This is a genomic window from Streptomyces sp. NPDC059201, from assembly GCF_042754585.1.
Classification (GTDB): Bacteria; Actinomycetota; Actinomycetes; order Streptomycetales; family Streptomycetaceae; genus Streptomyces.
In genome coordinates this window covers 74720-98483 of record NZ_JBHZBB010000017.1, presented here as the reverse complement: position 1 = coordinate 98483, position 23764 = coordinate 74720, and the positions used below count along the sequence as shown (strand labels likewise).

Below are 23764 nucleotides of genomic sequence, written 5' to 3'. Positions count from 1 at the left end.
CCGGCCGAGTAGCGACCACGCGCGCGTGGGGCGACCCTGGTGACAGGGTCCGGGGGGACGAGGAGGCTCGTATGCGGTCCCAGTCCAGCCACCGGAAGCTCCGCGCCGCGGCGGTCGTCTGCGTCGCCGTCGCCGTCGCGGGCCCCGCCCCGGCGGCGGCCTGGGCGGCCACGACGGCACCCCAGGGCCCCGCCGTCGCCCCGACGCCCGACCCCTTCGACGACCTCACGCCCGCAGCGATCGCCGACCGGGCCGTCGACGCCACCCGCTCCGCCGACTCCCTGCGCATGACCGGCAGGATCGTCTCCGACGGGCAGAGGCTCGACGTCGACTTCTCCGTCGACGACCGGGGCGCCTGCCAGGGCCGCATCGGCATCGACGAGGGCAGGGCCGAACTCCGCAGGCTCGACGAGATCACCTACATGAAGGGCGACGAGGCGTTCTGGCGGACCTCGATGGCCTCCCAGGGAGTGCCCGAGAACCAGATCGCCCCGATCATCGAACTCGTCAAGGGCCGCTGGCTCAAGATCGCCCCCGGCCAGGCCGGCAGCGGCGACCTCAGCGAGGTCTGCGACCTCGACTCCCTCCTCGACGGCCTCGGCGAGGACAAGGACGACCGCCAGGGCCTCACGCGCGGCCCCGACCGCGAGATCGACGGCACCCCCGTGGCGACCCTCGTCACCAAGAAGTCCGACGGCGTGACGACCACCGTCTCCGTCGCCCAGGAGGGCAAGCCGTACATCCGCGAGGTCGTCAGGACCGGCGGCGACGAACCCGGCAGGATGACGCTCTCCGACTACGACCGCCCCGTGAACGTCACCGCCCCGCCCGCCGACCAGACCGTCGACCTCTCCCGGCTCGACCCCGGCACCCGCGCCTGACCCCCCGCACGGAACCGCGAGGAGGCGCACGGAACCGCACGGAACCGCAGGTGGGAGCCGTAGGGGACGGGAATGTCCGACCGCCCCGTTAGCCTCTTCAAGGTGACCGCACGCATCACCGACCCCGAGCAGCTCAAGGAGCTCCTCGGCATCCCCTTCACGCCGGAGCAGACGGCCTGCATCACCGCGCCGCCCGCCCCGCAGGTCATCGTGGCCGGAGCCGGCTCCGGCAAGACCACGGTGATGGCGGCCCGCGTCGTCTGGCTGGTCGGCACCGGCCAGGTCGCCCCCGAGCAGGTCCTCGGCCTCACCTTCACCAACAAGGCGGCCGGCGAACTCGCCGAGCGCGTCCGCACCGCCCTCGTCCGCGCCGGCGTCACCGACCCCGACCCGATCGACCCCGAGAACCCCCCGGGCGAGCCCCGCATCTCCACGTACCACGCCTTCGCCGGGCAGCTCCTCACCGACCACGGCCTGCGCATCGGCCTCGAACCGACCTCCCGGCTCCTCGCCGACGCCACCCGCTTCCAGCTCGCCGCGCGCGTGCTGCGCGAGGCCCCCGGCCCGTACCCGGCGCTCACCAAGTCCTTCCCGACCCTCGTCGAGAACCTGCTCGCGCTCGACGGCGAGCTCGCCGAGCACCTCGTCGAGCCCGGGGACCTCCTCGCGTACGACGCCGAGCTCCTCACCGCCCTCGCCGGCGCGAAGCTCACCAACGACGACCTGCGCAAGCTCCCCGAGACCGCCGCCGCCCGCCGCGAACTGACCGGACTCGTCACCCGCTACCGCGCCGCCAAGCGCTCCCGCGACCTCCTCGACTTCGGCGACCAGATCGCCCTCTCCGCGCGGCTCGCCACCACCCGCCCCGAGGTCGGCGCGATCCTCCGCGACGAGTTCCGGGTCGTCCTCCTCGACGAGTACCAGGACACCTCCGTCGCCCAGCGGCTCCTCCTCTCCGGCCTCTTCGGCCAGGGCACCGGCCACCCCGTCACCGCCGTCGGCGACCCCTGCCAGGCCATCTACGGCTGGCGCGGCGCCTCCGTCGCCAACCTCGACGACTTCCCCGCCCACTTCCCGCACGCCGACGGCACCCCCGCGAGCCGTCAGTCCCTCTCCGAGAACCGCCGCAGCGGCGGCCGCCTCCTCGACCTCGCCAACGGCCTCGCCACCCCCCTGCGCGCGATGCACGCGGGCGTGGAGGCACTGCGCCCCGCCCCCGGCGCCGAGGCCGACGGCACCGTCCGCATCGCCCTCCTCCCCACCCACGCGGAGGAGATCGACTGGCTCGCCGACTCCCTCGCCCACCTCGTCCGCACCGGCCGCGAGCCCGGCTCCATGGCCGTCCTGTGCCGCACCGCCGGCGACTTCCCCGCGATCCACGCGGCCCTCGTCTCCCGCGACGTCCCCGTCGAGGTCGTCGGCCTCTCCGGGCTGCTCCACCTCCCCGAGGTCGCCGACCTCGTCGCCGTCTGCGAGGTCCTCCAGGACCCCGGAGCCAACGCCTCCCTGGTCCGCCTCCTCACCGGCCCCCGCTGGCGCGTCGGCCCCCGCGACCTCGCCCTCCTCGGCCGCCGCGCCCGCCTCCTCGTCCACCGCGGCGGCGCCGGCGCCGACCCCGCGCAGAAGCTCGCCGCCGCCGTCGAGGGCGTCGACCCCGCCGAGGTCGTCTCGCTCGCCGACGCCCTCGACACCTTCCTCGACTCCGGCGGCCACCCCGACGACGGCCTGCCCTTCTCCGCCGAGGCCCGGGTCCGCTTCGCCCGCCTCGCCACCGAGCTCCGCTCCCTGCGCGCCTCCCTCGCCGACCCCCTGATGGACGTCCTCCACCGGGTCCTCTCCGTGACCGGCCTGGAGGTCGAGCTGTCGGCCTCCCCGCACGCGCTCGCGGCCCGCCGCCGCGAGACCCTGGGCAACTTCCTGGACGTCGCCGCCGGCTTCGCCTCCCTCGACGGCGAGGCGAGCCTCCTCGCCTTCCTCGGCTTCCTGCGCACCTCCGTCCAGTTCGAGAAGGGCCTCGACAACGCCCTGCCGGGCGGCGAGAACACGGTGAAGGTCCTCACCGCGCACAAGTCCAAGGGCCTGGAGTGGGACGTCGTCGCCGTCCCCGGCCTGGTCGCCGGCCAGTTCCCGTCCGCCCGCGCGCGTGAGTCCTGGACCTCCCAGCCCCAGGTCCTCCCGCACGCCCTGCGCGGCGACGCGGCGACCCTCCCGGACCTCGACACCTGGGACGCGGCCGCCATGAAGTCCTTCAAGGCCGCGATGACGGACCACCAGCACACCGAGGAACTCCGCCTCGGCTACGTCACCTTCACCCGCCCCCGCACCCTCCTCCTCGCCTCCGCCCACTGGTGGGGCCCCGCCCAGAAGAAACCAAGAGGCCCCTCGGCCTTCCTCCAGGAGCTGTACGCCCACTGCGAAAAGGGCCACGGCGACATCGAGGCATGGGCGCAAGAACCCGAAAAGGGCACCGAAAACCCCCTCCTGGCAGAAACGGACCAGGACCTCCCCTGGCCCCTCCCCCTGAACGAGGAGGCCCTGACCTGGCGCAGGCAGGCGGCGGAGGCTGTACGGACCCAGTTGTGGGCAATTGTTCCGCAGGGCGGAACGGGTGGGCACAACCCCCCCAGCACGGCGCCCGACCTCCAGGACCCGCACCCCGAGGACCTCTGGCTCCCGGGCGAGGCCCAAGAGACAATCCCGCACCCCAGGGAAACCCTCACTCCGGAGGAAGCGAGAACCATCGCCTCCTGGGACAGAGACCTCACCGCCCTGACAGCGGAGCTGCACCGCACCCGCGCCACCACCAGAGACGTCCTCCTCCCCGCCTACCTCTCCGCCTCCCAGGTCCTCCGCCTCGCCGAGGACCCGGACGGCTTCGCGCAGGAGCTGGCCCGCCCCATGCCGAAGCCCCCGCAGCCCGCGGCCCGCCGCGGCACCCGCTTCCACGCGTGGGTGGAGTCCCGCTACGAGGAGCTGCCCCTGCCCTTCCTCGGCCCGGAGGAGCTCCCCGGCGGCGAGGACTTCGCCGGCGAGCCGGAGATCGTCGACGAGCGGGACCTGGAGACCCTCAAGGAGGCGTTCGCCCGCACCCCGTACGCCCACCGCACCCCGTACCGCGTCGAGGTCCCCGTCCACCTCACCCTCGCGGGCCGGGTCGTCCGGGGCCGGATCGACGCCGTCTACCGGGACCCGGAATCGGGGGCGTACGAGATCGTCGACTGGAAGACCAGCCACCACCGCTCCGCCGACCCCCTCCAGCTCGCGCTGTACCGGCTCGCCTGGGCCGAGCAGCACGGCCTGGAGCCCGAGGAGGTGGCCGCCGCCTTCGTCTACGTCCGGACGGGTGAGGTGGCGCGTCCGGCCCGGCTGCCCGGACGGGCGGAGCTGGAGGCGATCCTGCTGGGCGGGGCACCCTCCGGCGCCGGATAGGCTCGGGAGCATGAGCGAGACCCCGGACAGCGTCGTCCAGCCCGTACGCGCGTACATCGAGCAGCACCGCGCCGCCTTCCTCGGCGAGCTCGCGGAGTGGCTGCGCATCCCGTCCGTGTCGGCGCAGCCGGAGCGGGCCGGGGACGTGCGGCGCAGCGCCGACTGGCTCGCCACGGCCCTGAAGGACACGGGCTTCACCACGGTCGAGGTCTGGGAGACCGACGGGGCCCCGGCGGTCTTCGCCGAGTGGCCGTCCGCCGACCCGGACGCGCCGACGGTGCTGGTCTACGGCCACCACGACGTGCAGCCGGCGGCCCGCGAGGACGGCTGGCACACCGACCCGTTCGAGCCGACCGTCGTCGACGGGCGGATGTACGCGCGCGGGGCGGCCGACGACAAGGGCCAGGTGTTCTTCCACACCCTCGGGGTCCGCGCCCACCTCGCCGCGACCGGCCGCACGGCGCCCGCCGTCCACCTCAAGCTGCTGGTGGAGGGCGAGGAGGAGTCCGGCTCCCCGCACTTCCGGGCGCTCGTCGAGGCCCACGCCGGCCGGCTCGCCGCCGACGTCGTGATCGTCTCCGACACCGGCATGTGGTCCGAGACCACCCCGACCGTCTGCACCGGCATGCGCGGCGTCGCCGACTGCGAGATCGACCTGTACGGCCCCGACCAGGACATCCACTCCGGATCGTTCGGCGGCGCCGTGCCCAACCCGGCGACCGTCGCGGGCCGGATCGTCGCCGCCCTGCACGACGCCGACGAGCGGGTCGCGATCCCCGGCTTCTACGACGGGGTGAGCGAACTCACGGAGGCCGAGCGGCGGCTCGTCGCCGAGCTCCCCTTCGACGAGGCGGCCTGGCTGCGCACCGCCCGCTCCCACGGCACCCTCGGCGAGGCCGGCCACTCGACCCTGGAGCGCGTCTGGGCCCGCCCGACCGCCGAGGTCAACGGCATCGGCGGCGGCTACCAGGGCCCCGGCGGCAAGACGATCGTGCCCGCCTCCGCCCACCTCAAGCTGTCCTTCCGGCTGGTCGCCGGCCAGGACCCGGACCGGGTCGAGACGCTGGTGCGGGAGTGGCTGGCCGGGCTCGTGCCCGCCGGGATCCGGTACGAGATCGTCTTCGGCGCCCCGACCCGCCCCTGCCTCACCCCGCTCGGCCACCCGGCCCTCACGGCGGTGGCCGGGGCGATGAGCCGGGCCTTCGACGGGGCCACCGTCCGCTACACGCGCGAGGGCGGCTCGGGACCGGCCGCCGACCTCCAGGACGTCCTGGACGCGCCCGTGCTCTTCCTGGGCATCTCGGTCCCGTCCGACGGCTGGCATGCGCCGAACGAGAAGGTCGAGCTCGACCTCCTCATGAAGGGCGTCGAGACGACCGCGTACCTGTGGGGCGACCTTCCGGCCGCCCTGAGCGCCGGCGAGCGCTGAGCGCCGGGCCGGACGCCGTAATGACTGACACCGAACCGGGGGAGCTGGAAGCACCTGTGAGCACCTTGAACAACGCGTTCGCGGACCGCCCGATCTCGCTCACCGCCCCGAGCGGGATCGACCGCGCGGCCCACCACCGGCTCGACGAGGCATGGCTCGCGGCCGCCTGGAGCCACCCCACCACCCGGGTCTTCGTGGTGTCGGGCGGCCAGGTGCTGATCGACGACCGCCCCGACGGCACGACCGAGCTCGTCATGACCCCGGCGTTCGAGGCGCCGGTCACCGAGACCCACCGCTACTTCCTCGGCACCGACCCCGACGGCGTCTCGTACTTCGCGCTCCAGAAGGACTCGCTGCCGGGCCGCATGGACCAGTCGGCCCGTCCGGCGGGCCTGCGGGAGGCCGGTCTGCTCCTGTCGCCCCGCGACGCGGGCCTGATGACCCACGCGGTCGCCCTGGAGAACTGGCAGCGCCTGCACCGCTTCTGCTCCCGCTGCGGCGAGCGCACGGTGATCGCGGCCGCCGGGCACATCCGCCGCTGTCCGGTCTGCGGCGCCGAACACTACCCGCGCACCGACCCGGCGGTGATCATGCTGGTCACGGACGACCAGGACCGGGCGCTGCTCGGCCGCCAGGTGCACTGGCCGGAGGGCCGCTTCTCGACGCTGGCCGGGTTCGTCGAGCCGGGCGAGTCGATCGAGCAGGCGGTGGTCCGGGAGGTCTTCGAGGAGGCCGGCGTCACCGTCGGCGAGGTCTCCTACGTGGCCAGCCAGCCGTGGCCCTTCCCGTCCAGCCTGATGCTGGGCTTCTTCGCGCGGGCCACCTCCCCGGAGATCGAGGTCGACGGCGAGGAGATCCACGAGGCCCGCTGGTTCTCCCGCGAGGACCTGGAGGCCGGCTTCGCCTCGGGCGAGGTACTGCCCCCCTACGGCATCTCGATCGCCTCCCGCCTCATCGAACTCTGGTACGGCAAGCCCCTCCCGAAGCCCGGCGACATCATCTGAACCGCCACCCCCACACAACGAGGAGCCCCCACCGGAAGCATCCGGCGGGGGCTCCTCACTGCGTACGGCTCAGGCCCCGAGCTTCTGCTTGACCTGAGCGAGCGACGGGTTCGTCAGCGTCGAGCCGTCCGGGAAGAGGACGGTCGGGACGGTCTGGTTGCCGCCGTTGGCCTTCTCCACGAACTCGGCCGAGGCGGGGTCGTGCTCGATGTTGATCTCGGTGTACGCGATGCCCTCGCGGTCCATCTGGCCCTTCAGCCGGCGGCAGTAGCCGCACCACTCGGTGCTGTACATCGTCACGGTGCCCTGCATGGCCAGGCGCTCCTCATGGTTCGGGGGTAGGTGCCGAAAGGGAGAACGTACGCCACCGGGCCCGCCATTCCCGCACGCCGGGTGACCTGCGCCGCTTCCGGCCCGCCGGGGTGATCATGCGACCGTACGACCACGGCCCCCGGCCTGTGGACGACGCGCCGCACCGGCCCGCCCGACCTGGCAGCATGGCGGAGTGACAGCAGCGACGCACTCCCCCCTCTTCCCCCGGGTCCCGGACACGGCCGACGCGGTGCTCGAAGGGCTCGACCCGGAGCAGCGCGAGGTCGCCCTGGCCCTGCACGGCCCGGTGTGCGTCCTCGCGGGCGCCGGCACGGGCAAGACGCGGGCCATCACCCACCGGATCGCCTACGGGGTGCGGGCGGGCGTGCTGCCGCCCGCGAGCGTGCTCGCCGTCACCTTCACCAACCGCGCCGCGGGCGAGATGCGCGGCCGGCTCCGCCAGCTCGGCGCGGGCGGGGTGCAGGCCCGTACCTTCCACTCGGCGGCCCTCCGGCAGCTCCAGTTCTTCTGGCCGAAAGCGATCGGTGGCCCGCTGCCCCGGCTCGTCGAGCGCAAGGTCCAGCTGGTCGCCGAGGCCGCGGCCCGCTGCCGGGTCAGGCTCGACCGGAACGAGCTGCGGGACGTCACGGCGGAGATCGAGTGGGCCAAGGTCACCCAGACCGTGCCCGCCGACTACCCGGCGGCCGTCGCCCGCTCCCGGCGGGACGCCCCCCGGGACCCGGCGGAGATCGGCCAGATCTACGCGATGTACGAGCAGCTCAAGGGCGAGCGCTCGGTGATCGACTTCGAGGACGTGCTGCTGCTCACCGTCGGCATCCTCCAGGACCGCCACGACATCGCCGAGCAGATCCGAAGCCAGTACCAGCACTTCGTCGTCGACGAGTACCAGGACGTCTCCCCGCTCCAGCAGCGCCTCCTGGAGCTGTGGCTGGGGGAGCGCGACAGCCTCTGCGTGGTCGGCGACGCCAGCCAGACGATCTACTCCTTCACCGGCGCCACCCCCGACCACCTGCTGGACTTCCGCACCCGCCACCCGCGCGCGACCGTGGTCAAGCTGGTCCGCGACTACCGCTCCACCCCCCAGGTCGTCCACCTCGCCAACGGCCTGCTGAACCAGGCGAGCGGCCGGGCCGCCGACCACCGCCTGGAGCTGATCTCGCAGCGCGAGCGCGGCCCCGAGCCCGTCTACACCGAGTACGGCGACGAGCCCGCCGAGGCCGAGGGCACCGCCCGCCGGGTGCGCGACCTGATCGCCGCCGGAGTCCCGGCCGGCGACATCGCCGTCCTCTACCGGATCAACGCCCAGTCGGAGGTCTACGAGCAGGCCCTCGCCGACGCCGGCGTCCCCTACCAGCTGCGCGGTGCCGAGCGCTTCTTCGAGCGCCAGGAGGTACGGGAGGCGGGCGCGGCCCTGCGCGGCGCGGCCCGCTTCGGCGCGAACGACTCGCTCCTCGACGGCGCCGACGACCTCCCGGCCCAGGTGCGGGCGGTGCTTTCCGGCCAGGGCTGGTCCAGCGAGCCGCCGGCCGGCTCCGGCGCCGTCCGGGACCGCTGGGAGTCGCTCGCCGCGCTCGCCCGGCTCGCCGACGACTTCGCCGCCGCCCACCCCGGCGCCACCCTCTCCGACCTGGTCGCCGAGCTGGACGAGCGGGCCGCCGCCCAGCACGCCCCCACCGTCCAAGGCGTCACCCTCGCCTCCCTGCACGCCGCCAAGGGCCTGGAGTGGGACGCCGTCTTCCTGGTCGGCCTCACCGACGGCATGCTGCCGATCACCTACGCGAAGACGGACGAGCAGATCGAGGAGGAGCGCAGGCTCCTCTACGTGGGCGTCACCCGCGCCCGCGTCCACCTCACGCTCTCCTGGGCGCTCTCCCGCTCCCCGGGCGGCCGCGCCTCCCGCGTCCCCAGCCGCTTCCTCAAGGGCCTGCGCCCCGGCTCCGGCAGCCGCGCCGGGGGCTACGGCGGGGCCGGCGGCATCGAGCGGGGCGGCCCCGGCGGCCCGCTCGGCGAAGGCGCCCGCCGCCGCCCGCGCGGCCCCGTCCGCTGCCGGGTCTGCGGCACCACCCTCACCGAGGCCGGCGCCATGAAACTGCTCCGCTGCGAGGACTGCCCCTCCGACATGGACGAGGGCCTGTACGAGCGGCTGCGCGACTGGCGCGCCGACCGGGCCCGCGAGCTCGGCCAGCCGGCCTATTGCGTGTTCACCGACAAGACGCTCATGGCGATCGCCGAGCGGGTTCCCGGTTCCGGGGGCGAACTCGCCGTGATCGCCGGGGTCGGCGCCCGCAAGCTGGACCGCTTCGGAGCCGACGTCCTCGCCATCTGCGCAGGTCAGGACCTGAGTGAGGAGGGTCTCACGAGTGCGGAGGACGTCTGATCGAAACTCGTGGGAAAAATAGTTTGCGCCTGCCCCGTCAAGCCCCATAGGTTCTTAACCACGCAGCAGCGGCTTCTATGAAGCCCTGTCTCGTGCTGTACTTGTCCAAATGAACATCGAGAGCCCGGCTCACCCCCGAGCTCTCCGAGACGCCGAGAGGAGGCGATTCCAGTGATCAGCAACATCAAGAGCAACACCGTCGTCAGCACCGCCAAAATGACCGATCGCTCGGTCGCCTCCGCCTGCTCGCTCGGCCTCTCCGCCATTGCGCTCCTTGGCAGCGGTCTGCCCGTCACCGGTCTGTCCGGTCGCGGCATGGCCCCCATCGAGCGCGATGAGCGACCGACCAAGGCACGGGTGGCTGAAGAGGGCAAGGCCGGATTTACGGCCTATGGCTTCGCGGCAGCCGGTGCCGGCAAGCAGCAGACGACGCAGCACCACACGATGTGGGCCTTCCGTGGGCTCGAACCCTGGAGTGATCCAGCCTGACCTGATCAGGCCGGCGCCTTCAGGGCCGCGGAACCCCACCCGGGATCCGCGGCCCTTCTGTTTGTCCCCGAACGGGGGCGACGGAGCGAAGGGGCCTCGGGACAAGAAAACCCGGTACCAGCCGAAGACCCGGCCCACCGGCCGGAAACGACCAGACGAGGAAAGACACCCGTGCAACTCGAAGCGCACGCCCCGTCCGTACCGCCTTCCGAAACGATCCCCCCGTCCGGCCTCACGGAGGACCACGCCTTGACCCCCCTGACATCGCTCACCGCGCTCGACGACGCCATCGAGAACCTCGGCGTCCCCGTCCCCTGCCGTGCCTACGACCCGGAGGTCTTCTTCGCCGAGTCCCCGGCCGACGTCGAGTACGCCAAGTCCCTCTGCAAGACCTGCCCGCTGGTCGCGGCCTGTCTCGCCGGCGCCAAGGAGCGCCGTGAGCCCTGGGGTGTCTGGGGCGGCGAGCTATTCGTCCAGGGCGTGGTCGTCGCCCGCAAGCGGCCCCGTGGCCGTCCGCGCAAGAACCCGGTCGCGGCATGACCGCCCTGACCTGGGAGGCACCGCACAAGGCCCCCAGGCGCACCGGAACGATCGACCACCCCCTCACGCACGATCCCCAGAAGCAGGCCCCGATGACCACGCCCGCCACCGAGCCCACCGGCTCCGCTACCCCCGACTTCACCACCGCCGGCGCCCCCGCGCCGCGTCAGAACAGGACCCGTGACATGCAACTCATCCCAGAAGCCCTGGCCCGTGCCCATATGCACGAGCGCCGGCGTGAGGCCGACGCGGAACGTCAGGCCGTGCGCCTGGTCGCCGCCCGGCGTATGCAGCGCCGCGCCGAGCGCGTCTCGCTGCGCGCCCGCCGCGCGCTGGCCATGGCCGTCATGAACTGAGCGCCCCACCAGGCGTCCCCGCGGGGGCCGGTCCGAACGGACTGGCCCCCGCGGTGCGTTGCCCCGCCGAGACCGCCCCGCCGGGCTATCGTCACGAGGATGAACGAGCCCCGCGCCGCGGAGGAGCCCGTGGCCTGCGCACGCTGCGGCAGGACCGCCGACACCCTCCCCCTCACCTGGACCTGCTCCGTCGAGAACGGCCGCCGCACGTACTTCTGCGAGGAGTGCGCCCGCGCCAACATCCGGGCCATCGAGGGCCGCCTCGACTCCTCCTGGTGGTGAGCGGCCCCCCGCCCGCCAGGACGCCCGCTAGGCCGCCGGGTCGAAACCGGGCAGCCAGGCGGTCAGCTCGTCCCGCAGCCGGACCGTCGCGTTCAGCTGGCAGAGCACGCCGATCGTGGACAGCGTCACCCGGTGGATCAGCAGATACGACGGCGGCAGGTTCAGCTGCCGCCCCAGCTGGTGCGCGGGGGAGCGGGGATCGGCGATCCGGGCCGCCTGCGTCCGCATCCAGCCCCGGGTGAAGACGAAGGACTCCACCTCCGCCGGCTCGATGATCGGCAGCAGGTAGGCCAGGACCTCCTCCGGGTCGAGCGCCACCGACTCCTTCACGAAGCCCTCCGAGCGCAGCATTCCGTACACCCGCTCGGCGTCGCCCTCCAGCGTCATCCGCAGACAGGCCCCGATCGTCTCCGGAAGCCCGCCCGGCAGCCGGTCCACCGTGCCGAAGTCCAGCACCCCGAGCCGCCACCCCGCCGGATCGTCCGCCCCGCCGTCACCGGCCGCCGGCAGCAGCCGGAAGTTCCCCGGATGCGGATCGGCGTGCAGCAGCCCCGTCCGCGCCGGACCCGAGAACAGGAACCGGGCCAGCAACTGCCCCGCCCGGTCCCGCTCCTCCTGACCGCCCTCCGCGATCACCTCCGCGAGCGGGATCCCCTCCATCCACTCGGTCACGAGCACCTGCTCCGCCTGGTGCACCACCTGAGGCACCACCACGTCCGGATCGTCCGCGAACACCTCCGCGTGCTCCCGCTGGGCCCGCGCCTCCAGGGCGTAGTCCAGCTCCTCCGACACCCGGTCGCGCAGCTCCGCGATGAGCGGCTTCACCTCGATCCCCGGCACCAGCGGCCCGAGCAGCCGGGCGAACCGGCCCAGTTGCGCCAGGTCCGACAGCAGGGCCTCCCCGGCACCCGGGTACTGCACCTTGACCGCGACCTCACGCCCGTCGTGCCAGACCGCCCGGTGCACCTGCCCGATCGACGCGGCCGCCGCCGGCTTGTCCTCGAACTCCAGGAACAGCTCCCGCCACTCCGACCCGAGCCGCTCCTCCAGGACCCCGTGCACCGTCCGCACCGGCATCGGCGGCGCCGCCTCCTGAAGCTTCGTCAGCGCCGCCCGGTAGGGACCGGCGATCTCCTCCGGCAGCGCCGACTCGAAGACCGACAGCGCCTGGCCGAACTTCATGGCCCCGCCCTTGAGTTCCCCGAGCACCTTGAACAGCTGCTCCGCCGTCCGCTCCTGGAGCTCCCGCGCCACGAACTCGGCCGACTTGCCCCCGATCCGCTTGCCCAGACCCCATGTCGCCCGGCCCGCGAAGCCCAGCGGCAACGCGGCCAACTTGGCGGTCCGGGTGACCGCCTTCCGGGGAAGATCAGACATGAGCCCCTCCAATTCCCAGACTGCCGTGCCGCGGGGAGCCGCGCCCCGCCATTGTGGACCGCGCCTCCCCGGCTGCGGAGGCGCCCACCCCCACCCTGCCGCGCGCGGCCCCGCAGGGACAGGCCGGGTGCGGGACCAGCCGCTCCGACCGCCACGCCAGCGACGGCAGCGCCGCCTCCCAGCGCGTCCCCGTGCTCGACGGCAACTCCCCGTCCAGAAAGGCCAGCGCGTGCGCCGCCGCGAGCCCCGCCACCGCCGTCGCCAGCGCCACGTCACAGGCCGGCAGCGGATGCGGCGCCCCCGAACGCCACTGCGCGAGCAGCCGGGGCCACGCCGGGTCCCGGTCCGTCGCCTCCTCCTGGAGACACCGGGCGCACGCCGTCCCGCCCGGCAGCACCAGCGGGCCCACCACCCCCGTCGCCTCCACCACCCCCGCGTACAGATGGGGGACCCCGGCCGCCGTCCACGGCTCCGCCGCCACCGGATCCGGCACCCGCACCCCCAGCCCGTCCCGGTCCGTCACCACCACGAGTGACACCGCCACCCCGCCGTCCCCGTCACCCCCCACCGCGCGCCGGCCCGCCCGCCGCGCGGCCACCGGACCGCGCGCCCAGCGCCCCACCAGCCGCCGCACCGCCGCCACCCGCCGCTCGCCGACCGCCTCCGCCGGCAGCCCGCCCGGCGCCGTCTCCCACGGCTCGACCCGGCCCCCGTCCACCACCTCCACCCCGCCCACGCCCGCCGCCGCGAGCAGCGCCGCCACCATCGCGCCCACCCGCCCGGCGCCCCGCACCCGCACCCGCCGCTCCCGCCGGGCCGCCAGCGTCCGCAGCGCCCGGTCCGGCTCCGGGCACACCACCGACAGCGAGGCCAGGTCCGCCCGCAGCGGATCCAGCGCCGTGTCCACCGCCCCCGCCTCGGGACCGGCCCGCCCCGGCCGACCGGCGGCCGCCTCCACCAGCAGCCCCACCGCCGCGAGCCGTCCGAGCAGCGCGTCGAGCCGCCCCTCCGGCAGCCCCAGCGCCGCCGCCTCCGCCCGCAGCAGCGCCGTCCCGCGCGTCCCGTCCATCAGCCCCAGCAGCCGGCCCGTTGCCGCGTCCACCGGATCCAGCACCACCGCGTGCGCCGGCGTCACTCCGTACTGCACACACGTCAGACTCCGCCACGCCCGGCGCAGCGCCGGCTTCACCATCGGATGCATTCCCGCCCCCGTTCCTCGTGCCCTCCGGAATCAGACTGCCCCTCGGCGCGCAACGGTGCGGAAAGTTGTCCACAGGCACGCCCGAAAGTCATATAGGTCATACGAAGGGGATTCCGTAGGCCCCGCCCGGTACCGTCGACGGCGTGCCAGTCGAGATCCGCAGGAGCGCCCGCCGCACCCGTTCCGTCTCCGCCTACCGCGAGGGGGACCGCACGATCGTCCTCATCCCGGCCCGGATGTCGGAGGCCGAGGAGCGCCGCTGGGTCGGGGTGATGCTGGAGAAGCTCGACGCCAAGGACCGGGACAAGGAGCGCCGCGCCACCCGCGGCGACGCCGAACTGGCCGAGCGCGCCGCCCGCCTCTCCGCTCAGTACCTCGGCGGGAAGGCCCGGCCCGACTCGGTCCGCTGGGTCACCAACCAGAACAGCCGCTGGGGCTCCTGCACCCCCGCCGAGGGCAGCATCCGGCTCTCCCACCGCCTCCAGCCGATGCCCGAGTACGTCGTCGACTACGTCCTCCTGCACGAGCTCGCCCACCTGCTCGTCCCCGGCCACGGCCCCGGATTCTGGCGGCTCCTGGAGGCGTACCCCCGCACCGAGCGGGCCCGCGGCTACCTCGAAGGAGTGGTCGCCGGGGACCGCCTCCCGACCCCGCCGGACGGCGACCGCACGCCCTGACGCGCGATTTCCCGATTCCGTACCGGATCCGACCTCCCCTGTCTCAATGTCGGCCCCAGCGGTTAGCCTGGCGCGAGTCATTCGCCATCGGGATGGGGGACGGTCGTTACGCATGGCCAGGGAATTCCAACGCGGCCACAAGGCCAAGATCAGTGATCTGACCGCGGGCACCGATCTGTACGTGGGCGTGCAGATCTCGGCTCCCGGGCTCACCTTCGACATCAGCTGCTTCGGCCTCGACGCCGACGAGCGGCTGTCCGACGACCGGTACTTCGTCTTCTTCAACCAGCCGAAGTCCCCCGAGGAGTCCATCCAGCAGCTCGGGGCGCAGGCCGGGGACACCGAGTCCTTCCGCGTCACCCTCGACCGGATCCCCCCGCAGATCCACAAGCTCGCGTTCACCGCCACCATCGACGGCGACGGCCAGATGTCGCAGGTCGGCCCCGGCTGGATCCGGATCGTGGCCGGTGGCGAGGAGGTCGCCCGCTACGCCTTCACCGGCGCGGAGTTCTCCACCGAGCGCGCGGTCATGCTCGGCGACTTCTACCTGAAGGACGTGTGGCGGTTCGCCGCCGTCGGCCAGGGTTTCGACGGCGGCCTGGAAGCGCTGCTGCGGAACTTCGGTGGCGAGGTCATGGAGGAGGAGCCCGCCGCCCCCCAGCAGGCCCCCGCCCAGGCCGCTCCCGCCTTCGGCGCCCCCGCCCAGGCCGCGGCGCCCCCGGCCTTCGGAGCCCCCGCGGCTCCCGCGCCGGCCCCCGCTCCCGCCCCCGGCTACGGCACCCCGCAGCCCGGCTACGGCGCGCAGCCGCCCACCCCACCGCCCGCCCCGCAGCCGGTGCACACCCAGCCGACGATGGTCGCGCCGCTCGCCCCCGCCCCGGTGCCGCCGCCGGCTCCCGCCCCGGCCGCCCCCGGCCCGTACGGGCAGCCGCCGCAGGCCCCCTACGGGCAGATCCCGGGCCAGACCCCGCCGCCGGGCGCCTCCTACGGCCAGCCGCCCGCGGCCCCGTACGGCCAGCAGCCCGGCTACGGCCAGCCCGCCCCCTACGGGCAGCAGCCCGGCATGCCCCCGGGCGTGCCGCCGCAGGGAGTCCCGCAGGGCGCGCCCGCGACCGGCGCCGGACTCGCCGCCGCGCTCGCCCCGTTCAAGGAGACCGCCACCGGCGCCCGCTGGACCCCGCAGAACCAGCAGCTCCTGCGGGTCGACCTCGCCATGGGCGGCACCCCCGTCCTGGCCCGCCAGGGCTCCATGGTCATGTACCAGGGCAAGGTCGACTTCTCCTACAAGGGCGCGGGCTTCGCCGGCCGGATCGTGGGCAACGCCACCGGCCAGGAGATGCAGCTGATGCGCTGCACCGGCCGCGGCCAGGTCTTCCTCGCCGAGAACGGCGCCCATCTGCACCCGATCGAGCTCCAGGGCGACGCCATCTGCGTCTCCGCGGAGAACGTGCTCGCCTTCGACGAGTCGCTCCAGTACGAGGTCCGCCGCATCGAGGGTCACGGCATCCCCGGCGGCGCGCTGTTCACCATGCAGTTCCAGGGCACCGGCACCGTGATCGTCAAGACCCACGGCATCCCCGTGGTCCTGCCCGTCACCCCGACGACCTTCGCCGACTGCAACGCGGTCGTCGCCTGGTCCGCCGCCTCGCAGGTCATCCTCTCCAGCCAGGTCCGGCTCCGGCGCAACGCCTACCCCGGCCACAGCGGGGAGACCGTGAACCTCCAGTTCCGGGGTGCCCCCGGCAACTTCATCGTCGTCCAGCCGTACGAGGTCTGAGGGAGCCCGACACCATGAACCAGCAGCTCGCGGGCTATGCCCCGACCCCCATCGCGGCCCGCATGGAGAACCACGGCCGCGCCATGCTCAAGGTCGCCATGGCCACCGGCCAGGACCTCTACGCCCGGGCCGGCTCGATGGTCGCCTACGAGGGCTTCATCAGCTACGAGCCCAACCCGCCCGCCGTCCGCCAGGTCGCCAAGGACTGGGCCACCGGCGAAGGCGCGCCGATCATGAAGTGCGTCGGCGACGGCCTGCTCTACCTCGCCGACTACGGCGCCGACGTCGTCGTGATCAACCTCCAGAACGACTCGATCTCCGTCAACGGCAGCAACCTCCTCGCCTTCGACGCCCACCTCCAGTGGGGCGTCGAGCGGGTCAAGGGCCTCGCCAAGTTCGCCGGCCAGGGCCTGTTCAACGTGGAGATCTCCGGCACCGGCTGGGTCGCCCTCACCTCGCGCGGCACCCCGATCGTCGTCGACTGCGGACGCGGCGAGGACGAGACGTACGTCGACCCCGACGCGCTCGTCGCCTGGTCGCCGGCGCTCAAGGTCAAGGGCAAGCGCAGCTTCAAGGCGTCCTCCCTCATCGGGCGGGGCAGCGGCGAGGCATACCAGATGGCCTTCTCGGGCCAGGGCATCGTCGTCGTACAGCCGAGTGAGGACAGCAGCGATCGCCTGCGGGTCCGGGGCTGAGGGGGAGCGAGAACACATCATGCAGAGCCCGCTTTTCAACCACGCCGAGCAGCAGAGCCAGGAGCGGTACGTCGTCCAGAACCCGCAGCTGCTGCGGGTCAGCCTCACCGGCCACGACGACATCCTGGCCCGCAAGGGCGCCATGGTCGCCTACCAGGGCCTCGTCGACTTCGACGGCGAGTACCAGAGCGGCAGCCAGCGCCAGGCCCGCGCCCGCACCGGCGAGGGCCTCGACCTGATGCGCTGCTCCGGACAGGGCACGGTCTACTTCGCCAACCTCGCCCAGTACATCCACGTCATCGAGGTCGAGCAGGAGGGCCTCACCGTCGACAGCTCGTACGTGCTGGCGCTCGACACGAGCCTGCACACCGAGGTCATCGCCGTCGACAGCCAGTACGGGGTCTCCGGCACCGGCAAGTACCAGCTGAACATCACCGGCCGCGGCAAGGTCGCCCTCATGACCTCCGGCCAGCCGCTGATGCTCCAGGTCACGCCCGACAAGTACGTCAGCGCCGACGCGGACGCGATCGTCGCCTGGTCCACCTCGCTGCGGGTCCAGATGCAGGCCCAGACGCACAACAGCAGCGTCCGCAGCCGCCGCGGCAACACCGGCGAGGGCTGGGAGCTCAGCTTCCTCGGCCAGGGCTTCGCCCTGGTCCAGCCCAGCGAGGTCATGCCCCCGCAGAACGCCGCGATCGGACAGGGCGCCGCCGCCCAGTTCGGCGTCGGCCAGCACGGCGCCCACGCCCAGAACCAGAACAACGCCTGGAACTGAGCGGACAGGGACACGGACACGGCGAAGGGCCCCCGGGAGAACCGGGGGCCCTTCGCCGTCACCTCACAGCCGGGCCAGCGTGCCCTCCAGGAGCCGCGCCACCGAGGTGTCCGCGACGCCGGCCACCTCGTCGTACGCGAACCACCTCAGGTCCAGCGACTCCTCGCTGATCCGCTCCACCCCGTCCGCCGGGGCCAGCGCCGCGTACTGCACGTCGAGGTGCCAGTGGCAGGGCGCCGGGATCGGATGCCGGTCGAGCCGCACCGGCCCGCCCGGCAGCAGCGTCAGACCCGCGATGCCCGACTCCTCGCCGGCCTCGCGCAGCGCCGCCTCCTCGACCGTCGCGTCACCCTCCTCGCAGTGGCCGCCCATCTGGAGCCACATGCCGAGCTTCTTGTGCAGGGTGAGCAGCACCCGCCCGCGCGAGGGGTCGATCACCAGCGCGCTGCTGGTGAGGTGCCCCGCTCCGCACGGCTTGTACATCCCGTCCGGATGCGCCGCCAGGTGCTCCAGGTAGAGCTCGCGCAGCTCCGGCTGGCCCTCGTACCCCTTCAGGACGAGGACCGCGTCGTCGTGCAGGCTCACTTCTCGTCGTCCCCGTCCTCGGGCTTGTCGCCCTGGGCCGCCTCGCCGAGCATCTTGTCGAGCTCGGAGAAGTCCAGGTGCTCGCGGTGGACGAAGCCGTCCGGGTCGTCGAGGTCGGTCGCCGTCGGCAGCATGTCGGGGTGCTCCCACAGGCCGTCGCGCCCGTCGACACCCCGGGCGTCGGTGAGCGAGGCCCACAGCCGGGAGGCGTCCCGCAGCCGGCGCGGGCGCAGCTCCAGACCGATCAGGGTGGCGAAGGTCTGCTCCGCCGGGCCACCGGTGGCCCGGCGCCGGCGCAGCGTCTCGCGCAGCGCGTCCGCCGAGGTCAGCCGGGTCTTGGCGGCCTCGTGGACCACCGCGTCCACCCAGCCCTCGACCAGCGCGAGCGCCGTCTCCAGACGGGCCAGGGACGCCTTCTGCTCGGGCGTGTCCTGCGGCTGGAACATGCCGGACTGGAGCGCTTCCTGGAGCTGCTCGGGGTGGGTCGGGTCGAGCTGGGAGACGGCCTCCTCCAGCTTCGAGGTGTCGACCTTGATCCCGCGCGCGTAGCTCTCGACCGCGCCGAAGAGGTGCGCCTTCAGCCACGGCACGTGCGCGAAGAGACGCTGGTGGGCGGCCTCGCGCAGGGCCAGGTAGAGCCGCACCTCGTCGGAGGGCACGCCCAGGTCCTTGCCGAAGGACTCCACGTTCAGCGGGAGCAGCGCGGCCCGGCCGGCCGGGCCGAGCGGCAGGCCGACGTCGGTGGAGCCGACGACCTCGCCCGCGAGCGCGCCGATGGCCTGCCCGATCTGCTGGCCGAACATGGCGCCGCCCATCGACCGCATCATGCCGATCAGCGGGCCCGCCATGGCCTGCATCTCCTGCGGCAGCACGTCGCCCATGGCCGTGCCGACCCGCTCGGCGACCGGGTCCACCAGCGCCTTCCACGCCGGGAGGGTCGCCTCGACCCACTCGGCGCGGCTCCACGCCACGGCGGTGCTCGCCCCGGAGGGCAGCGAGGTGGCCTGGTCGAGCCACAGGTCGGCGAGGCGGACCGCCTCCTCGACCGCGGACTTCTCGGCCGGGCCCACGCTGGCGTCCTTGACGCCGTCGGCGGTGCCCTGGGCGACCACCTGGCGGGCGATCTGCTTGGCCATGTCCCAGTTCACGGGACCGCCCTCGTAGCTGAGCATCTGCCCGAGCTGCTGGAAGGCCGCGCCCAGGTCCGACGGGTTCATCGACCCGAACATCGCGGCGAACGGATTGTCCGCGCCGCCCTGGCCGCCCATGCCGGGGAGGCCGCCGAATCCGAACGGGTTCGCCCCGAACGGATTGCCGCCGCCCTGGCCACCGGACCCCTGGCCACCTCCGGCGGGGTCCTTCTTCTTGCCTTCGTCGCCGTCCTCCGGCTCCTCCGGCGGAAGGCCGAATCCGAATGGGGTGTCACTCACAGGTTTCCTCGGCTCCTAGGGCCACCGGCTCCTGCCGGTGGCGACTGCCCGCTGCACAACACCAGCGTAGACATCCGGGTCGGATATGGGCTCATGTCTCCGCCGGGCCGTGCCCTGCGGCAGGATGGACGCCACCTGGTACGTACGCGTCATCCGCGTACGTACTGAAGACAACCACTGGAGTCGGTCGGTGAGTTCCCCAGATCCGCAGGTTCGCGGAGCGCGAAACCACTCAACCCGGTCCGCCGCGCGCGGTCCCGTCGTCGCGGTCACCGGCGCCGCCACGGGCGTCGGAGCCCTGCTGACCAGGCGTCTCGCCGATTCGGACGAGGTCCGGCAGGTCATCGGCATCGACGAGCGGCGCGGCGAGGTCGCGGAGGCGACCTGGCACGTCCTCGACGTGCGGGATCCGGCCATCGCGGAGAAGCTGCGCGGCGCCGACGTCGTCGTGCACCTCGCCGTCGACCTCGACCTGGAGACCGACCCCGCCGCCCGGACGGCCTACAACGTGCGCGGCACGCAGACCGTCCTCACGGCCGCCGCCGCGGCCGGTGTGCACCGGGTCGTCCTGTGCACCTCGACGATGGTCTACGGCGCGCTGCCCGACAACGACATCCCGCTCTCCGAGGACGCCGAGCTGCGGGCCACCGCCGAGGCCACCGGCGTCGGCGACCTGCTGGAGATCGAGCGGCTCGGCCGCCGCGGCTCCCGCGCCCACCCCGGCCTCAACGTGACCGTGGTCCGCCCGGCCGTCCTCGTCGGCGGTACGGACACGGCGCTGACCCGCTACTTCGAGTCGCCCCGGCTGCTCGTGGTCGCCGGCTCCCGCCCCACCTGGCAGTTCTGCCACGTGGACGACCTGGTCAGCGCCCTGGAGTACGCGGCCCTGGAGAAGGTCGACGGCGAGTTCGCGGTCGGCTGCGAGGGCTGGCTGGAGCAGGAGGAGGTCGAGGAGCTGTCGGGGATCCGCCGCATGGAGCTGCCCTCCGCGGTCGCCCTCGGCGCCGCCGCGCGGCTGCACCGGATCGGCCTCACCCCGTCCCCGGCCGGGGACCTCGCCTACACCATGCACCCCTGGGTGGTGAGCGTCGGCCGGCTCCACGACGCGGGCTGGCGGCCGAAGTGGACCAACGAGGAGGTCCTCGCGGCGCTCCTGGAGGAGGTCCAGGGCCGGCACACGGTCGCGGGCCGCCGGCTGGGCCGCAAGGACGCCACGGCGGCGGGCGCGGCGGGTGCCACGGTGGCCCTCCTGGGCACGGCGGCCCTGGTGCGGCAGATGCGGAAGCGGCGCGGACTGTAGGACCCTCCTACGGAGGGTCCCGGTCCACCGGTCGAAAACGCTATTCCGGGATGTCGGCGGCGTGCGGCACCATGGACGGCATGACCACGACGCACGACCACCCCGGTGAGCACGCAGCGGAAGACCCGATCAAGCTGCTCGCGATCCGCGACACCCCGCTCTCGGTCGACGAGGTCTTCCGGGCCGTCGGCGACTCAGCCGCGGGCGGCACGACCCTGTTCGTGGGCACCGTGCGCGACCACGACGGCGGCGCCGACGTGGACGCGCTGGGCTACTCGTGCCACCCGAGCGCCGAGGACGAGCTGCGCCGGGTCGCCGAGAAGGTCGTGGCGAACTACCCGGTCCGCGCCCTGGCGGCCGTCCACCGCGTCGGCGACCTCACGGTCGGCGACCTGGCGGTCGTCGTCGCCGTCTCCTGCCCTCACCGCGGCGAGGCGTTCGAGGCGTGCCGCATGCTGATCGACGACCTCAAGCACGAGGTCCCGATCTGGAAGCACCAGACCTTCTCGGATGGCACAGAGGAGTGGGTCGGAGCCTGCTGAGGGGGGTTTTCGGGGCGCAAGGCGACGCGCCGACACGGCGTAGCCGAACGCCCGATTTGCGTAACCGGCCCCCAGGCCCGAGCGTTGGTGACACAGATGAATAATCTGCTGATCAACTCACTGGGGATGGGAGGTCGGGATGGCAGCGCTGGCCTGGTTGCTGATTCCGCTTTTCGCAGTCGTCGGCGCGGCGATATGGGGAAGCTGGGTCCAGAGGAACAAGACCATAGGTGACGTGGCCGAGCTCGCCGGCTACGCCCGTTTCAGGGACGCCATGGAGCGTGCCCACCCGACCGCACCCGATTCCGCTCCGCTCCTCCCGGTCCACGAACCGGCCCCGACGGCGACCCCCGCCACCACCTCGCCCACGAGCTGAGGCCCGGCAGGGAGGGTCCCGTACGGACTGCCCCAGGGGTGCGCGCACAGGCGAGTCCCGTACTGTCGTTCCATGCCACGCCGCACCGCGACGATGCTCGCCTCCACCCTGGTCCTGATCTGCCTGCTGATCGCCGGCGTCCTGATCCCGGTGCCGTACTCGGAGATGAGCCCCGGCCCCACCGTCAACACGCTGGGCGAGGCGCGCGGCGAGCCGGTCCTCCAGATCTCCGGCCGCAAGACCTACCCGACCGACGGCCACCTCAACATGACCACGGTCAGGGTCACCAGCGCGGACTACAAGATGAACGCCGTCGAGGCGGTCTACGGCTGGCTGACCCACGACAACGTGGTCGTGCCGCACGACACCCTCTACCCGGACGGGAAGACGGAGGAGGAGTCGAGCCAGGAGAACGCGGAGGAGTTCAGCCAGTCGCAGGAGAGCGCCAAGGTCGCCGCCCTCGACGAGCTCGGCATCCCCTTCAGCACCCGCGTCGTCGTCGCCTCCGTGGTGAAGGACTCCCCGGCGGAGGGCACCCTCCACGCCGGTGACGTGATCAAGGCCGTCGACGGTGTGAAGGTCACGAAGCCGGCCGACGTCGCCGCGCAGGTGACCGAGCGGAAGCCGGGCGACAAGGTCGAGTTCACCGTCGTCCCGGCCAAGGAGGCGGCCGCCGCCGAGAAGGCACGCAAGGAGGCCACCGTCACCCGGAAGGTGGTCATCACCACCGTGAAGTCCGAGGAGGGCGACCGGGCGATCGTCGGCATCCAGGCGGGCACCGACCACGTCTTCCCGTTCACCATCGACATCAACCTGGCCGACGTCGGCGGCCCCAGCGCCGGCCTGATGTTCGCGCTCGGCATCGTCGACAAGCTGACCCCGGAGAGCCTGACCGGCGGCAAGTTCGTCGCGGGCACCGGCACCATCGACGACGACGGCAAGGTCGGCCCGATCGGCGGCATCCAGATGAAGCTCGTCGGCGCGCGGAACGCGGGCGCCGAGTACTTCCTGACCCCCGCCGACAACTGCGCCACCGCGGCCGGCGACACGCCCGACGGGCTGACCCTCGTCAAGGTCGACACCATCGCCGACGCGACGAAGTCGCTGGAGAAGCTCCGCAAGGGCGACACGGCGAACCTGCCGAGCTGCGCGAAGAGCTGAACGCGAAGAGCTGACCGCGAAGACCTGAAAGCGAAGGGCTGAGCCGGTACGCGACCGGCTCAGCGCCCCGTACCGCTCAGCTCTCGAAGGTCGCGGCGAGCGCGTCGGCGAGCCCCGGCACCAGGTCCGGGCCGGTCAGCACCTCGGTCGGCGAGTCCTTCTCGCGCAGCCGGATCGCCGCCTCGCGGGCACCGCCGCGCAGCACGGCCACGGTCATCCGCACCTCCTGGCGGTCCGGGTGCCGGGCCACCCACTTGTTCAGCGCGGCGCCGCTCAGGTCCTTGGGGACCTGGGCCTCCGCCGACGGCGGCAGCATCAGCCGCTCCACCGTGAGGGCACAGCCGGCGACCCCGGCGGGCCAGGCGATGGTGCCGAGGAACTCGTCGAGCGGCTTGCCCGCGGGGATCTCCTCCTGCTCGATCGGGGTGTAGGCGGTGGCGTCCTCGCCGAGCTTCAGCGAGGGTGCCTGGGCCCGCAGCCGAGCGGTGTCGACCAGGGCGAAGAGGCGGGCGGGCCGGTCCCAGCCGAGACCCGAGGCGTACTCGTCGATCTCGAGCACCGCACGGGTGAGGGGACTGGAGGCCATCGGCGGGCCCGAGGGGGAAACGTTGGACATGACCAATATCCTGCCTCCTCTTCCCCCCGAGACGGGAACTAGGTAAAGCGTCAGTAAGTTGCATCTGTGGGCTCTACGATCGCGGGGCCCGCTTTCCGACGCATCAACACCGAGGGGCGCACGTTGGCTTTC

Annotated in this window: 23 protein-coding genes; 17 read left to right on the top strand and 6 right to left on the bottom strand. The window is 73.2% G+C overall.

Annotation, left to right across the window (positions count from 1 at the left end; translation table 11 throughout):
• The first annotated feature begins 71 nt into the window (after positions 1–71).
• From ACFXMG_RS36855 to nudC, 4 genes are all read left to right on the top strand, one after another.
• Entirely contained in the window at positions 72–881 is an 810-nt protein-coding gene (locus ACFXMG_RS36855; protein WP_383827990.1) for a hypothetical protein, read from the top strand.
• 102 nt (positions 882–983) lie between these two features.
• A complete protein-coding gene (locus ACFXMG_RS36850; RefSeq protein ID WP_383827988.1) occupies positions 984–4310 on the top strand; it encodes a UvrD-helicase domain-containing protein in 3327 nt (1108 codons plus the stop codon).
• Between the two features lie 10 nt (positions 4311–4320).
• A complete protein-coding gene (locus tag ACFXMG_RS36845; RefSeq protein WP_383827986.1) occupies positions 4321–5739 on the top strand; it encodes a dipeptidase in 1419 nt (472 codons plus the stop codon).
• 56 nt (positions 5740–5795) lie between these two features.
• Entirely contained in the window at positions 5796–6743 is a 948-nt protein-coding gene (nudC, locus tag ACFXMG_RS36840; RefSeq protein WP_383827984.1) for an NAD(+) diphosphatase, read from the top strand.
• Positions 6744–6812: 69 nt separating this feature from the next.
• Here nudC and ACFXMG_RS36835 read toward each other — a convergent pair whose 3' ends face one another.
• Positions 6813–7055: a mycoredoxin gene (locus tag ACFXMG_RS36835; protein ID WP_383827982.1), complete on the bottom strand. Its 243-nt coding sequence runs from the start codon at positions 7053–7055 to the stop codon at positions 6813–6815.
• Between the two features lie 193 nt (positions 7056–7248).
• Between ACFXMG_RS36835 and ACFXMG_RS36830 the strand changes: the two genes are divergently transcribed.
• From ACFXMG_RS36830 to ACFXMG_RS36810, 5 genes are all read left to right on the top strand, one after another.
• Positions 7249–9453: an ATP-dependent DNA helicase UvrD2 gene (locus ACFXMG_RS36830; protein WP_383827980.1), complete on the top strand. Its 2205-nt coding sequence runs from the start codon at positions 7249–7251 to the stop codon at positions 9451–9453.
• A gap of 174 nt (positions 9454–9627) precedes the next feature.
• The gene (locus tag ACFXMG_RS36825; RefSeq protein WP_383828019.1) at positions 9628–9942 is read left to right on the top strand and encodes a hypothetical protein; all 315 of its coding nucleotides are present in this window, start codon (positions 9628–9630) and stop codon (positions 9940–9942) included.
• Positions 9943–10113: 171 nt separating this feature from the next.
• Positions 10114–10482 (top strand): WhiB family transcriptional regulator, encoded by a 369-nt coding sequence (locus ACFXMG_RS36820; protein WP_031013886.1) that lies wholly within the window; start codon positions 10114–10116, stop codon positions 10480–10482.
• Positions 10479–10838: a hypothetical protein gene (locus ACFXMG_RS36815; protein WP_383827978.1), complete on the top strand. Its 360-nt coding sequence runs from the start codon at positions 10479–10481 to the stop codon at positions 10836–10838. Before ACFXMG_RS36820 ends, ACFXMG_RS36815 begins: the two co-directional genes overlap by 4 nt.
• Positions 10839–10937: 99 nt before the next feature.
• Entirely contained in the window at positions 10938–11120 is a 183-nt protein-coding gene (locus ACFXMG_RS36810) for a hypothetical protein (RefSeq protein ID WP_383827976.1), read from the top strand.
• A 27-nt stretch (positions 11121–11147) separates the two neighbouring features.
• On the opposite strand, the gene ACFXMG_RS36805 is transcribed toward ACFXMG_RS36810, so the two are convergent.
• Together ACFXMG_RS36805 and ACFXMG_RS36800 are read right to left on the bottom strand one after the other, a co-directional pair.
• Positions 11148–12497 (bottom strand): ABC1 kinase family protein, encoded by a 1350-nt coding sequence (locus ACFXMG_RS36805; protein WP_383827974.1) that lies wholly within the window; start codon positions 12495–12497, stop codon positions 11148–11150.
• Positions 12490–13698, bottom strand: coding sequence for a TOMM precursor leader peptide-binding protein (locus ACFXMG_RS36800; protein ID WP_383827972.1), 1209 nt, complete (start codon positions 13696–13698; stop codon positions 12490–12492). Before ACFXMG_RS36800 ends, ACFXMG_RS36805 begins: the two co-directional genes overlap by 8 nt.
• A 143-nt stretch (positions 13699–13841) precedes the next feature.
• Here ACFXMG_RS36800 and ACFXMG_RS36795 point away from each other — a divergent pair, with 143 nt between their 5' ends.
• From ACFXMG_RS36795 to ACFXMG_RS36780, 4 genes are all read left to right on the top strand, one after another.
• Entirely contained in the window at positions 13842–14375 is a 534-nt protein-coding gene (locus ACFXMG_RS36795) for a M48 family metallopeptidase (RefSeq protein WP_383827970.1), read from the top strand.
• A gap of 112 nt (positions 14376–14487) precedes the next feature.
• The gene (locus ACFXMG_RS36790) at positions 14488–16152 is read left to right on the top strand and encodes a TerD family protein (protein WP_383827968.1); all 1665 of its coding nucleotides are present in this window, start codon (positions 14488–14490) and stop codon (positions 16150–16152) included.
• 14 nt (positions 16153–16166) lie between these two features.
• Positions 16167–16847, top strand: coding sequence for an AIM24 family protein (locus tag ACFXMG_RS36785; protein WP_383827966.1), 681 nt, complete (start codon positions 16167–16169; stop codon positions 16845–16847).
• 19 nt (positions 16848–16866) lie between these two features.
• Entirely contained in the window at positions 16867–17622 is a 756-nt protein-coding gene (locus ACFXMG_RS36780) for an AIM24 family protein (protein ID WP_383827964.1), read from the top strand.
• Positions 17623–17685: 63 nt separating this feature from the next.
• Here the strand turns inward: ACFXMG_RS36780 and ACFXMG_RS36775 are convergent, their stop codons facing one another.
• Positions 17686–18207 carry an NUDIX hydrolase gene (locus ACFXMG_RS36775; protein WP_383829358.1) on the bottom strand — a complete coding sequence of 174 codons (522 nt, stop codon included), beginning with the start codon at positions 18205–18207 and terminating at the stop codon, positions 17686–17688.
• Positions 18204–19637 (bottom strand): zinc-dependent metalloprotease, encoded by a 1434-nt coding sequence (locus ACFXMG_RS36770; RefSeq protein WP_383829361.1) that lies wholly within the window; start codon positions 19635–19637, stop codon positions 18204–18206. The genes ACFXMG_RS36775 and ACFXMG_RS36770 overlap by 4 nt, the downstream gene beginning before the upstream one ends.
• Positions 19638–19827: 190 nt before the next feature.
• On the opposite strand from ACFXMG_RS36770, the gene ACFXMG_RS36765 reads away from it, so the two are divergent.
• The 4 genes from ACFXMG_RS36765 to ACFXMG_RS36750 all read left to right on the top strand — a co-directional run bounded on the left by ACFXMG_RS36765 (position 19828) and on the right by ACFXMG_RS36750 (position 23016).
• Positions 19828–20937 (top strand): SDR family oxidoreductase, encoded by a 1110-nt coding sequence (locus ACFXMG_RS36765; RefSeq protein WP_383829364.1) that lies wholly within the window; start codon positions 19828–19830, stop codon positions 20935–20937.
• Positions 20938–21017: 80 nt separating this feature from the next.
• Positions 21018–21479 carry a molybdenum cofactor biosynthesis protein MoaE gene (locus tag ACFXMG_RS36760; RefSeq protein ID WP_383829367.1) on the top strand — a complete coding sequence of 154 codons (462 nt, stop codon included), beginning with the start codon at positions 21018–21020 and terminating at the stop codon, positions 21477–21479.
• Positions 21480–21714: 235 nt separating this feature from the next.
• Entirely contained in the window at positions 21715–21855 is a 141-nt protein-coding gene (locus ACFXMG_RS36755; RefSeq protein WP_383829428.1) for a hypothetical protein, read from the top strand.
• 72 nt (positions 21856–21927) lie between these two features.
• Entirely contained in the window at positions 21928–23016 is a 1089-nt protein-coding gene (locus ACFXMG_RS36750; protein WP_383829370.1) for a PDZ domain-containing protein, read from the top strand.
• 76 nt (positions 23017–23092) lie between these two features.
• Here ACFXMG_RS36750 and ACFXMG_RS36745 read toward each other — a convergent pair whose 3' ends face one another.
• Positions 23093–23632 carry a PPA1309 family protein gene (locus tag ACFXMG_RS36745; protein WP_383829373.1) on the bottom strand — a complete coding sequence of 180 codons (540 nt, stop codon included), beginning with the start codon at positions 23630–23632 and terminating at the stop codon, positions 23093–23095.
• Positions 23633–23764: the final 132 nt, after the last annotated feature.